Origin of the sequence: Pseudomonas jilinensis (assembly GCF_003586265.1) — a bacterium.
GTDB classification, from domain to species: Bacteria; Pseudomonadota; Gammaproteobacteria; order Pseudomonadales; family Pseudomonadaceae; genus Halopseudomonas; species Halopseudomonas phragmitis.
In genome coordinates this window covers 67,061-79,238 of record NZ_QJSA01000014.1, presented here as the reverse complement: position 1 = coordinate 79,238, position 12,178 = coordinate 67,061, and the positions used below count along the sequence as shown (strand labels likewise).

At 59.5% G+C, this 12,178-nt stretch carries 12 protein-coding genes; 6 read left to right on the top strand and 6 right to left on the bottom strand.

Annotated elements, in window-relative coordinates:
* Nucleotides 1-74: 74 nt before the first annotated feature.
* From C2846_RS15195 to C2846_RS15185, 3 genes are all read right to left on the bottom strand, one after another.
* Nucleotides 75-1,688, bottom strand: a complete 1,614-nt coding sequence (locus C2846_RS15195; RefSeq protein ID WP_119701846.1) for a Vgb family protein — start codon at nt 1,686-1,688, stop codon at nt 75-77.
* A 203-nt stretch (nt 1,689-1,891) separates the two neighbouring features.
* Entirely contained in the window at nt 1,892-2,524 is a 633-nt protein-coding gene (locus C2846_RS15190) for a class I SAM-dependent methyltransferase (protein ID WP_080050171.1), read from the bottom strand.
* A gap of 70 nt (nt 2,525-2,594) precedes the next feature.
* The gene (locus C2846_RS15185) at nt 2,595-2,936 is read right to left on the bottom strand and encodes a DUF3135 domain-containing protein (RefSeq protein ID WP_165443836.1); all 342 of its coding nucleotides are present in this window, start codon (nt 2,934-2,936) and stop codon (nt 2,595-2,597) included.
* 388 nt (nt 2,937-3,324) lie between these two features.
* On the opposite strand from C2846_RS15185, the gene C2846_RS15180 reads away from it, so the two are divergent.
* The 3 genes from C2846_RS15180 to C2846_RS15170 all read left to right on the top strand — a co-directional run bounded on the left by C2846_RS15180 (nt 3,325) and on the right by C2846_RS15170 (nt 7,055).
* Nucleotides 3,325-3,993 carry a TIGR04211 family SH3 domain-containing protein gene (locus C2846_RS15180; RefSeq protein WP_373279446.1) on the top strand — a complete coding sequence of 223 codons (669 nt, stop codon included), beginning with the start codon at nt 3,325-3,327 and terminating at the stop codon, nt 3,991-3,993.
* 56 nt (nt 3,994-4,049) lie between these two features.
* Nucleotides 4,050-5,423: a nucleotide 5'-monophosphate nucleosidase PpnN gene (gene ppnN, locus C2846_RS15175; RefSeq protein ID WP_080050174.1), complete on the top strand. Its 1,374-nt coding sequence runs from the start codon at nt 4,050-4,052 to the stop codon at nt 5,421-5,423.
* Nucleotides 5,424-5,972: 549 nt separating this feature from the next.
* Nucleotides 5,973-7,055, top strand: a complete 1,083-nt coding sequence (locus tag C2846_RS15170) for a 3-deoxy-7-phosphoheptulonate synthase (RefSeq protein ID WP_119701845.1) — start codon at nt 5,973-5,975, stop codon at nt 7,053-7,055.
* A 17-nt stretch (nt 7,056-7,072) separates the two neighbouring features.
* Here C2846_RS15170 and C2846_RS15165 read toward each other — a convergent pair whose 3' ends face one another.
* Both C2846_RS15165 and C2846_RS15160 read right to left on the bottom strand, forming a co-directional pair.
* Nucleotides 7,073-7,483 (bottom strand): hypothetical protein, encoded by a 411-nt coding sequence (locus C2846_RS15165; protein ID WP_080050176.1) that lies wholly within the window; start codon nt 7,481-7,483, stop codon nt 7,073-7,075.
* A gap of 73 nt (nt 7,484-7,556) precedes the next feature.
* A complete protein-coding gene (locus C2846_RS15160; protein WP_205890237.1) occupies nt 7,557-8,141 on the bottom strand; it encodes an LOG family protein in 585 nt (194 codons plus the stop codon).
* Nucleotides 8,142-8,319: 178 nt separating this feature from the next.
* On the opposite strand from C2846_RS15160, the gene C2846_RS15155 reads away from it, so the two are divergent.
* The gene (locus tag C2846_RS15155; RefSeq protein WP_205890235.1) at nt 8,320-8,808 is read left to right on the top strand and encodes a GNAT family N-acetyltransferase; all 489 of its coding nucleotides are present in this window, start codon (nt 8,320-8,322) and stop codon (nt 8,806-8,808) included.
* Between the two features lie 5 nt (nt 8,809-8,813).
* On the opposite strand, the gene C2846_RS15150 is transcribed toward C2846_RS15155, so the two are convergent.
* Nucleotides 8,814-9,752 (bottom strand): helix-turn-helix domain-containing protein, encoded by a 939-nt coding sequence (locus C2846_RS15150; RefSeq protein WP_205890233.1) that lies wholly within the window; start codon nt 9,750-9,752, stop codon nt 8,814-8,816.
* A gap of 191 nt (nt 9,753-9,943) precedes the next feature.
* Between C2846_RS15150 and C2846_RS15145 the strand changes: the two genes are divergently transcribed.
* Both C2846_RS15145 and eutC read left to right on the top strand, forming a co-directional pair.
* Nucleotides 9,944-11,350 carry an ethanolamine ammonia-lyase subunit EutB gene (locus C2846_RS15145; protein ID WP_080050179.1) on the top strand — a complete coding sequence of 469 codons (1,407 nt, stop codon included), beginning with the start codon at nt 9,944-9,946 and terminating at the stop codon, nt 11,348-11,350.
* Nucleotides 11,347-12,162, top strand: coding sequence for an ethanolamine ammonia-lyase subunit EutC (eutC, locus tag C2846_RS15140; protein ID WP_080050180.1), 816 nt, complete (start codon nt 11,347-11,349; stop codon nt 12,160-12,162). Before C2846_RS15145 ends, eutC begins: the two co-directional genes overlap by 4 nt.
* Nucleotides 12,163-12,178 lie beyond the last annotated feature (16 nt).

Sequence of the window (12,178 nt, the reverse complement as noted above, 5' to 3'; positions counted from 1 at the left end):
GTAGCGTCGTCGGAGTGCCGCCCGGCACCTGCGCGATGCTGGAACTGTCTGACGGCTCGGAGGGGCAGGATGGCTCAGTGTTCGGGCTTTATTCGATACAGTCCGTTATCGATATCCGAGCCGAAGTAAATCACTCCGTTGTTATCTACCGCCACGCCAGTCGGGATACCGCTGGGTGGCATCCCGGGGCCGGCGGGGAAGCCGATCGGCAGGTTTTCGGCAAGCACTCGGCGTTCGCCGTTTTCCGGATTCACCAGGGTCAGGCGCTGGGCGGCAGTTTCGGCAATGATGAACTGACCATCGGCCTGTTGGGCCAGTCCTTCAGGCATCAATAGGTCCTGGGCCAGGCGTGTGATTTGACCACTACTAGGATCTACCTGGGTGAGGAAACCGGCAGCCTCGGTCAGGTAGAGCATGCCATCCTGGCCCCGGACCATCTGTACTGGCCCTTGCAGACCCTGAGCAAGGGGCTGTCGTTCCTGCCATTGCTCGCCGCTGAGTATCACCAGGGTGCCTGCCCCCATTTCGCTGACCACCACCCGGCCGGGCTCCAGCTCGACCGCGGCACTGGGCGCGTTGAGCCCATGGATCATGGCCTGAGTGCTGTAATCGCTGCGGTTCAGGATTTGCAGGGTGCCAGTGGCGAAGCTGGTCAGCAGCAACTGCTTTTGCCCCAGGCCAACAGCGGTGGGGTACTCGACGTCAGATCCGTGGGCCCGGCGAATATCGCGAACCTGACCTGTTTCAGTGTTAACCGCGCGAAAAGTAAAAATATCGCTGATATAGAGGGTCTTGGCGTCTTCGCTCAGGGTCAGGCCGGCCGGTACGGCCAGATCACCCTGGGTAATCACACGGCTTTCACCTGTTAACGGGTTGATCTGCTGGATGCTGTTGTCGGCCATGTTGGAGACGAAAATGCGGTCCTGCTGATCAATTGCCAGGTTGTCGAGCGAGCTGGCCAGCTGGGCGACCTGTTCGACCTGCCGGTTCTCGGCAGTGATGCGCAGCAACTGCCCGGTGAGGGTGTCGACGACGTACAGGTTGCCCTTGCTGTCGAAATTGACGGCCGCCGGGGTGCCGAATCCGTCGGCAACCACTTCTTGTCTGGTGCTGGCAGGATCAATGCGAACCACTTGTCCCTTGAACCACAGGGGGCCATAAAGCCAGCCATCTTGTCCCACCTCAAAGCCGTTGAAGCCACCAAGGTCTTTGCCTATCAGCCGTGGCGGTTGCTGCGCGTTGATGTCAATTTCCCACAGCGCATCGCCGAGAAATACCTGGCTGGCATAAAGGGCGCCGGTGTCCTGGTTGAAGGCAATCGAGTTGATACCCGGCAGGCCGTCAGCCAGCACCCTGATGGGGGCCTGATCAGTTTCCCGGTACAGCACCTGGCCTGAGTAGAAACCGGTCCAGGCCATTTCCCCGCGCGGGCCAATGGCGATGTCATCGGCCTGTCCCTGGTCCGGGCCAATGAAGGTGCTCACCTGGCCCGTCTCTATATCGACCTGATAGATGCTGTTGCCTACCACACTGCCGGCCAGCAGACGACCTTGCTGGTCTACGGCCAGACCATGGACTCCTTTGAATGCAGATGGCGCAACCAGAACTTCAGGGGGCGAATAGCTGGCAGCGAAGCTGCAAGTGCTGATCAGGGTAGCGAGTACTGTCAGGGAGAAGCGGCCTGGCATGGAGCATCCTTGTTGTTGTGATTTGATTCTCGATTCTAGTCGGCTTGGTGGGGGTGAGAGGCTTTATTGCCGGGTGTGATGTTTGGTTATTACTACCAGACAGATCTGTTCGCGCTCGCAGAGCGCTCCTACCGGTGGTGCGGTGTGCTTGGGGTAGGAGCTGTCTGCGGTCGCGAAGGCATGCGGGCAAAGGTGTGGTTGAGTCAGGGGGCTGGGCGGCGCCAGACGCTGGCGAGCCAGGGCTGTTGGGCGCGGGGTAAACCCTGGGGGCGGTAGTAGTGTTCGAGCTCTATGAACCCGGCGTCCTGCAGCAATGCACGCCAGGTGGGCCAGTTGTAATAACAACCGTAGCGGTCATCGTTCCAGCCTTCTTCGTTATTGCCCCGGGGATTAGAGCTGAACAGGATGCCGGCTGGCTTGAGGCTGGCATAAAGCTGTTTGAGCACGCGGGGCAACTCCTGACTGGGGATATGAAACAGTACGGCGTTGGCAAAAATGCCGTCAAACCGGTTGCCAGGCAATTGCAGGTCAAGAAAATCCTGATGCCAGACTTCACAGCCGCTGGCCTGGTGGGCCATTTCGACGAATCGGGGGCAGCCGTCGAGACCTATGGGGCGGTGCCCGAGTTGGTTGAAGGTGCAGAGGTCGCGCCCCGGTCCGCAGCCCAGGTCGAGCAAATCAAAAGGGGCTTGGCCTGGTATGTGGCGTAGCAGGGCGTCGATGTTTTGGCTGACGTCATGCTCCCAAGTGCCGGCGCGAAAGCTTTCGGCCTGGTTTTGGTAGTGTCCGAGAGTCAATCCGCTGATCTGTTCAAGGTGGCTTGCGCTGAGTTTCATGCGGGTCCGGAAAAGGGTAGTGGGGCGCACAGTGTAGGCCGTGTGGAGCTGCTCGGGCCAGCAACCAGTGTCAGTGTCTGGTCTGGCGAGGTTTGAACGGGATAATCCGGGCTTGGATCGATTCAGAGCGCTGAGCGGAAGGGCCGTTGAGCATGACTTCACGTAATTCGCAGACCGAGTCCATCATCATTTGCGAGATTTTGAGACAGGCTTGCATGGGAGTCTTGGCGCGTTTGCGTTCCAATTCGATCCGAAAGATCAATCCCAGCAGACGCCGCCGCCTAGGTTCGGGCAGGTCTTCAAGGATTTCGTTGATCATGCGTTCGCGCAGACGTTCCAGGTCATCCGGCCGCTGTTCGGCCATAGTTCGCAGTTCATCGAAACTGGGTAATGCCATAGGTTGCCTGGCCATGTCGGCTCCTTGCGGAGAACCTGTGGGGTTCAGCCCGGTCATGCTGGTCTATAACCATAGTGACCGTGCAACTGTCGGTTAATTCCATCCCCTGTAGTTGACTATAGATTGGAACAGGCCGTTTAGCTTCAGTGGCTGTGTTTTTCTGAGTGCATGGTACCGCTCAGGTGTGAGCCAGCGCACAAGCCGGACGCTTGGGTAGCGCATTCATTTCCCATGCCTGGCTCGGATGAGTATGGTCGGATCTCGGGCCAGGAGTGAACTTGACACAAATTGAAATGTCTCTTGGCTGGCGGAGCCCATAAGTGGAGCTTGACTGTACCGCCTTTCGACACCCTGCGAGGTTATCGAAGGGGAAATCCGTATTGAATTGAAGATATGTATGCCCATGACTCGTCACCTAACCGCATCAGTACCCCGTTTCAATCGTTCTTCCCGTCTGCGCTATGTGCCGGTGGCCTGCCTGCTGGGCGGTATGCTGTTGTTCAGCGGCGTTCTTCAGGCCCAGAGTGACAATACTCGCTGGGTCAGCGATAGCTTGAGCACCTACGTGCGCAGTGGCCCGACCGATGGCTATCGGATCGTTGGTACCCTGCAGTCCGGGCAGCGTGTTGAACTGGTAGCCAGCCAGGGCAATTACAGCCAGGTACGCAGTGAGTCAGGCAGCCTGGTCTGGATTCCCAGCGCCGATTTGCAAGAAGTACCGGGGCAGGCCGAGCGTTTGCCGCAACTGGAACAGAGAGTAGCTGAGCTCAGTGCTGAGCTGGGCAGCATCAATGAAACCTGGGAAACCCGGGTGCAGGGCATGCAGGAAACTCTGGACTCTCGCAAGGCCCTGATCGAAGAGCTGGAGGCAATGCGCTCCGCTTTGAATGAAGAGTTGAGTGCCACTCAGTCAGAGCTGCGCAGCGTCCAGGCACGCCTGGGTGATGAAAATCGTGGGGCGATGATGGATTACATGGTCTACGGTGGGAGCATTGCCGGGGTCGGCTTGCTGGCCGGGTTGATCCTGCCGAGCATGTTCCGGCGACGTAAGCGTAACGATGGCTGGGTATGAGGCTCGTTGCTGCTGGTAGTATGTGGGGATAAAGGAACCTCTGACTGGAAAAATGCATGCGCCAAGATGTAGTCAAGAAAGTATCGGTACACCCCAAGGGTAGCCTGGAAACCCTGTCCCAACGTGAAGTTCAGCAGTTGAGTGAAGTCGGCTCGGGCAGTGCCTATGAGCTGTTTCGCCAGTGTGCCCTGGCGATTCTCAACACCGGAGCGCAAAGCGACAACGCCAAGACGGTGCTGGAAGCCTACCGGGATTTTGAGGTCCGCATTCATCAGGAAGACCGAGGGGTGCGGCTGGAGCTGATCAACGCCCCGGCCGATGCTTTCGTTGATGGTGACATGATTGCCAGCACCCGGGAAATGCTGTTCAGCGCTCTGCGCGATATCGTTTATACCGCCAGCGATCTGGGCCAGCCAGGGGCTGACCTGAGCAGCTCGCAGGGGATTACCGATTACGTCTTTCACTTGCTGCGCAACGCCCGCACCCTGCGACCTGGGGTAGAGCCGAAAATGGTGGTCTGCTGGGGCGGGCACTCGATCAGCATCGAGGAATACAAGTACAGCAAGAAGGTTGGTCATGAACTGGGGTTGCGCAGCCTGGATATCTGCACCGGCTGTGGTCCGGGAGTGATGAAGGGGCCGATGAAAGGGGCAACCATCGCCCATGCCAAGCAGCGAATCATTAACGGCCGCTACCTGGGCCTGAGTGAGCCCGGCATCATCGCCGCCGAAGCCCCCAACCCGATCGTCAACGAACTGGTGATCCTGCCTGACATCGAAAAACGTTTGGAAGCTTTCGTGCGGGTTGGTCACGGGATCATTGTATTCCCTGGTGGAGCAGGGACTGCCGAGGAGTTTCTGTACTTGCTCGGCATTTTGATGCACCCGGACAACGCCGATCTGCCATTCCCGGTCATTCTTACCGGTCCGCGCTGCGCCGAGGCCTATCTGCGCCAGTTGCATGAATTTGTTGGCGCTACCCTGGGTGACAAGGCTCAGGCCCGTTACCAGGTGATCATCGACAACCCCTCGGAGGTTGCCCGGCAGATGGCCAAAGGGCTCAAGGCCGTGAGCCAGTTCCGCCGTGAGCGTGATGATGCCTTTCATTTCAACTGGCTACTCAAGGTCGACGAAAGCTTCCAGCGTCCGTTCGATCCGACCCACGACAACATGTCAGCCCTGCAACTGCGTCGAGAGCTGCCGGCCCACCAACTGGCTGCCAGCCTGCGCCAGGCGTTCTCCGGCATTGTTGCCGGCAACGTCAAGGACCGCGGCATCCGCCTGATCGAGCAACACGGTCCCTATGAAATTCATGGCGACCCCAGTGTGATGCAACCGCTCGACCGACTGCTGCAGGCCTTCGTCGACCAGCAGCGAATGAAACTTCCAGGCGGCACGGCCTATGAGCCTTGTTATCGGGTGGTGAGTTGAGATTCTGGGCTTTCCTCCTGGGAGGCGGGAGCATCTGCTCCCGCTGAGAACTCGCTGCATCCCCTGCCTTGAGCAGATGCTCAAGGCTCCCAGGATCAGTATTTTATCTGGGACTTGCCAGGCCAGCCGCTGATCCGTTAGAGTCGAACTCAGTTAAATCGGAGCTATCCATGTCATCCAGCATTGCACACAGCCTTACTCGCACCAGCGCCCTTCGCGCTGCGGCGGTTTGTGCGCTGTCGTTGCTGGGCAATGGGTATTTCTATTTTGGATATTGGTTTAGCCGCTTGCGCGCCTGATACCCCAACAGGCGCCCGTGTTTCAGGGTCGCCACCAGACACAGCAAAACCCCGGTCGGCAACCCGACCGGGGTTTTTTGTTTTTGCCATGCAGCAATGAGGACAGCACAGATGAACACTTACCGCACCTACTCGGGTTATTACCGCACCTGGCGATTTAGCAGCGCTAACGCCTGCACATCCGGACACCATTTACGAACACTTCGCTAGTGCCGAGGCGCGAGAGGCGCCCGGCCAAGGAACCCGAATCATGACTGCTACCGTTACCGCCCTGTCAGCCCGCGACCTGACCCTGATCGATACTTCGTCACCCGCCCGTCGCCGCAGCCAGCCGCTGCCAACTCCGGCCATTCTGCGCCAGCGCCTGCCGCTCAAGGCTGCGCTTGCCGAGCAGATTGAGCAACAACGCAACAGCATTCGCGCCGTACTCGATGGTGCCGACCGGCGTCTGCTGGTGATCGTGGGGCCCTGTTCCCTGCACGATCCGGTGGCGGCACTGGAATACGCCGACCGCCTGGCCGAGTTGAATGCTCAGGTCGGTGATCAACTGCTGCTGGTGATGCGCGCCTACGTTGAAAAACCGCGCACTACAGTAGGTTGGAAAGGCCTGTTGTACGATCCGCATCTGGATGGCAGCAGTGATATGGCCGAAGGGCTGGCGCTGTCACGGCGGTTGATGCTGGCCATTGCTGAGCGTGGCTTGCCGGTCGCGACTGAGCTGTTGCAGCCACTGGCGACCGGTTACCTGGATGATCTGCTCAGTTGGGCGGCGATTGGCGCTCGTACCAGTGAGTCGCAGATCCATCGGGAAATGGTTAGCGGTTTGGATTTGCCGGTTGGCTTCAAGAACGGCACTGACGGTAGCCTGGCGATTGCCTGCGACGCCATGCGTTCGGCTGCGCATCCGCACCAGCACTTCGGCGTCGACGATCATGGCCTGCCGGCGCTGATCCAGACTCAGGGTAACCCTGACACCCATCTGGTCCTGCGTGGTGGTCACGCGGGCCCCAACTTCCATCCGGCGGCAGTAGCCGAGGCCAAGGCTGCGCTGGACAAGCAGGGTATCGAAGCCAAGCTGATTGTCGATTGCAGCCATGCCAACAGTGGCAAAGACCCGCTCAAGCAGCCGGCGGTGCTTGACTCGGTCATTGATCAGCGCCTGGCAGGCGACAACACCTTGCGTGGGGTTATGCTCGAAGGTCATCTGTTCGATGGCTGCCAGCCGCTCAAGGCTGAGCTGCGTTACGGGGTGTCGATCACCGATGGTTGCCTGGGCTGGAGCGCGACGGAACAGGCTTTGAGCAAGGCGGCTGCGCGGTTGCGTAGCGCATGAGCACTCCTGGGATCTGCTCAGGTTCCTCTGAGCAGATCGTGCTCGTTGAGCAGCTCGTACGCAACTTCTGGATTACGTTCCAGCCCCCGGCGAATGGCGGCCGGGATGGATTGGCGGATTTTACGGCATAAGCCGTCCTGCTCATGGACCACAATCCGGATGCCGCGCATGCTGCGCACTTCGTTGTGGCCAGGGGTTATTTCGGTGCGTAGCCCCAGTTGTTGCTCCATGCGCTGTTGCAGTTTGCGCAGGTCGTCCAGGCTGGCACAGTTTTCCAGTCGCGCCAGCAGGCGCTTTTCTTCATGCTGGGTCAGCAGCAGAATGCGCGGGTCGGCTGCGGGGTTGTCCAGCAGGGCATCCCGGTTGCAAATGCAGGTGCCGGGAGGGCAGGGCTGGCGAATGGGTGGGCTGGATGTCGTTATTGGCATCAGGTCGCTTTCGGCGCTGGCGGATGCGCTTATCCTGCGACCTTTGCCGCTGCGGTGCAATCTTTGCCTGCGTTCAGGTTTGCTCGCTATTGATCCATTTCACCACGCGGGGTGGCTGATAGTCGCTTACGGCCTGCAGCAGGCTTTCGACACTCGGCTCTACGATCAGCATGTCGCGGTACACCGGCTTGAAAAAGCCCTGCTCGACACAGTGGTCTAGAAAGTCGATCAGCTTGTCGTAATAGCCGCTGACATTGAACACTGCGCAGGGCTTGCGATGATGACCAAGCTGGGCCCAGGTCCAGACTTCGAACAGCTCTTCAAAAGTGCCGACGCCGCCGGGCAGGGCAATGAAACCGTCGGACAGCTCGGCCATCATGGCCTTGCGTTCGTGCATGGAGCCGACCACCTTGAGTTTAGTCAGCCCTTCATGGGCCAGCTCGCGATCCACCAGTGCCTTGGGGATTACCCCGATGACTTCGCCACCGGCAGCCAGTGCCGCATTGGCGACTTCGCCCATCAGGCCGACCTGCGCCCCACCATAGACCAGACCAATCCCCGCCTTGGCGAGTGCCGTACCCAGTTGATTGGCTGCTTCGAGATAGTCGGGCCGATTACCACTGCTGGAACCACAAAAAACACAAATGCGCACAGTCACTCCTTGGCGTTGGCGGAAAAAGGGGCAGGCTAACCTGCATGGCGAGTCATGATATACGCTGAGGTTGCAGTTTCAATAGTGACAGTTAGCCTCAAAATTTCAGTGAGAAAGAAGGCGTAGGTCTGGTTTGTGTAAACTGTGTTTCGCATGTTCTGATTCATAACTTACGGTTTTCATTATGCATATCCGCCCCATGCACCCCGATGACCTCTCTGCTGCAGCCGAGGTCCACCGTCTGGCTTTTGTGCGGCAGAAGCAGTCGGAGCAATGGCTGGCTTCGACGCTGGCGGCGTTTCCGCGTTTCTTGTGTTTTGTGGCCGAAGAGGCAGGGCAGGTGCTGGGTTTCATTCTCTGGGCGCAGAAGAGCGGCTTTCGTGATCAGGCTGTGCTGGAACTGGATCAGTTGGCGGTGCTGCCGACGGCCCAGGGGCGGGGTATCGGGCGCCGGTTGATTGTGCAGTCGCTGCCGCTGGTGCGTGAACAGTTGGTGCGTCAGGGCTCGAGTCTCAAGCATGTGATTGTCAATACCCGCGCCGACAACCACGCGCAAAAACTCTACCGCGATACCCTGGGGGCGCAGGTGGAGGCTACTATCCGTGATCTCTATTCCGCTGATGAGGTGTTTATGGTCGCGCGCCAGGTAGATGAGGGCGCACGGGGCCGATAACCCTGTCAGCCTCGGCGCTGCACCCGCTTGAACGTCTCCGAGGGATTTTCCCCGAATAACGCTTTGTAATCACGGGCGAACTGGCCGGGGTGCCAGAAGCCGTGCTGCGCGGCGATGGCTGCGACCGTGCTGTCTGGCGCTGGGTTGCTGAGGGTGCGGCGTACCTGATTGAGGCGGGCGCTGCGCAGAAACTGTAGCGGGCTGATACCGAGGATGCTTTCAAAACTGTATTGCAGGGTGCGCCGGCTGACGTGCAGGCGCTGGCAGAGTTCAGGAATGCTCAAGTCGGCGTCGGGCTGCTCGTGGATCAAGACCTTGATCCGGTCCACTACCTGTTTGCGCCGGGCGTAACTCGGCGCGTTGTGTTCGGCCTGCGGGCTGTTGTCGAGCAAATCGAGCAGCGCTTCGCTGGCTAACTGGCGTTGCTGGCTGGAGCCGAGGCCACGGGCGTTCAGATCAAGCACTTGCTGCAATATCTGCCGGATGCGGTTGAGTTGCCCCTTGTTGACGCTCAGACGCGGGCTGTCGGCCAGCCGGGTCAGGTCAATGCGGCGCTCCTGCTGCTCGGCAAGCTTTAGCAGCATTTCCTCGCGGATAACGATGCCGTAGATGTCGAAGCTGTCCGGGGTAATAAGTTCGAAATCGCGCTCACCGGGGCGGCACATCAGTTGCTCAGCGCTGAGCGGCAGGCCGTTGATGCGGCAATCGGCATTCTGCACAGGAATGCCCAGCCAGAGCGCGTCCTTCCAGACATTGCATTGCTGACGCAGGGCGCGGTTGGTGTGCTCGCGGAACAGCTGACAACCCTCCAGTGCCACTTCATCGATGCGGCCATAGAAACGTCCACCACCCAACTGGTCGTATTCCTGCTGCCAGTTGGTCAGGTTGTGCGCATGTTCATCGGCGTCCTGTGCCTCACGCGTGCTCCAGTTTGGTGCGTTCACGGTTGTTGGATGCTGCATGGTTGCGCGCTCGCTTGTGGGGTAGAGCCATCCTACTCTGGTCGATTACTGATGTGTATTTATAACTATCTGATTTAAATAATAAAAATCAAATTTGCCAAATCTTGATAGACGGCTGGAACAGCCATCGCATTGATTTCGGTCACAGCAATTTGCATGCCCGAGGTTACTGCATGAGTTATGCCTATCGTTACACGCTGGGTAGCCACACCTATCAGTTCCGTGATCTGGCTGAACTGATGGCCAAGGCGACCCCTGCACGTTCTGGCGACCGCCTGGCCGGGGTGATTGCGCTGTCGGCTGAAGAGCGCGCGGTGGCGCAGATGCTGTTGGCCGAGCTGCCGCTCAAGACCTTTCTCAATGAAGTGCTGGTGCCTTACGAGCAGGACGAAGTCACCCGGCTGATCATTGATGAGCATGATGGGGTGGCTTTCGCGCCGATTGCCCATCTGACTGTGGGTGACTTTCGTAACTGGCTGCTCAGTGATCAGGCTACGCCTGAACTGCTGCAGTCGGTGCGCGCTGGTATTACCCCGGAAATGGCGGCGGCAGTTAGCAAGATCATGCGCAATCAGGACCTGATTCTGGTGGCGCGCAAGTGCCATGTGGTCAGCGCCTTTCGCAACACCATTGGCCTGCCGGGGCGGCTATCGACCCGGTTGCAGCCGAACCACCCGACCGATGATGTGAATGGTATTGCCGCAAGCATTCTCGATGGTCTTTTGTACGGCAATGGCGATGCGGTGATTGGCATCAACCCGGCAACCGACAATGTGGTCCAGGCCACGCGATTGATGTCGCTGATGGCCGAGGTAATCGAGAAGTACCAGATTCCCACTCAGTCCTGCGTGCTTACGCATGTAACCAACACCATTGAGTGCATCGACGCCGGTGCCCCGGTGGATCTGGTATTTCAGTCAATTGGCGGCACCGAGGCGACCAACAGCAGCTTCGGTTTCAACCTCGCCACCCTGGCTGAGGCCCAGCAGGCAGCGCTGAGCCTCAAGCGCGGCAGTGTCGGCAACAATGTGATGTATTTCGAGACCGGGCAGGGTAGTGCGCTGTCGGCCAATGCTCACCACGGGCTCGATCAGCAGACCTGTGAGGCTCGGGCCTATGCGGTGGCGCGCAAGTTCAGCCCGTTGCTGGTCAATACCGTGGTTGGCTTTATCGGCCCGGAGTACCTCTTCGATGGCAAGGAGATCATTCGCGCGGGGCTTGAGGATCACTTCTGCGCCAAGCTGCTTGGCCTGCCGATGGGCTGTGATGTCTGCTACACCAACCATGCCGAGGCCGACCAGAACGACATGGACAATCTGCTGACCCTGCTCGGGGTGGCGGGCTGCTCGTTCGTCATGGGCATCCCCGGCTCGGACGACATCATGCTCAATTACCAGACCACCTCGTTCCACGATGCACTCTACGTGCGCCGGGTACTGGGCTCGCGCCCTGCGCCTGAGTTTGAACAGTGGCTGATGCGCATGCAGATCATGCGTGATGCTGATCGGCACATTCTGCACGAGACCTTACCTGAGCCGTTCGCCCGATCACTGCGGGCATTACCGGGAGGCCGGGCATGAAACCTACCGTCATTGAAAACCCCTGGCGGCGGCTGCGTGCTTTTACCGATGCCCGTATCGGTCTGGGGCGGGCCGGCATCAGCCTGCCGACCAGCGAGTTGCTGGCCTTTCAACTATCGCATGCCCAGGCGCGTGATGCCGTGCACTGCCCTCTGGATGTGCCGGCGCTGTGCTCGGCGTTGGCTGGGGTACCGGCGTTGGCGGCGCAGGGCCGGCCGCTGGAATTGCACAGCCAGGCCAGTGACCGCCAGACCTATCTGCAACGCCCGGATCTGGGCCGGCGTCTGGATGAGACTTCACGCCAGTTGCTGATTGCCCAGGCCATTGAGCAGCCGAGCGATCTGGCCATCGTCATAGTCGATGGGCTGTCGTCGCTGGCGATACAGCAGAACGCCGCACCCTTTCTTGAGGCTTTTCTGGCTCTGCTGGCTGAGCAGGTTCCCGACTGCCAACTGGCACCGATCAGCATAGTACGGCAGGGCCGGGTGGCGATTGGCGATGACATAGGTGCGCTGTTGAATGCGCGCGCGGTGTTGCTGCTGGTGGGTGAACGCCCAGGGCTCAGCTCGCCGGACAGTCTTGGTCTGTATCTGACCTGGGCGCCGCGTCCGGGGCTGACCGATGCGGCGCGCAACTGCATTTCCAACGTGCGCCCTGCCGGGTTGCCCTGGGCTGAGGCGGCACACCGGGCGCTGTATCTGCTGCGTGAGGCGCAGCGCCTACAACTCTCCGGCGTGGGGCTGAAAGATCGCAGCGCCTCGGCGGTGATCGAGCATGGCGCCAGCCGGCGCAATTTTCTGGTTTCCGAGTAACGCCGGGGAGGGCGTT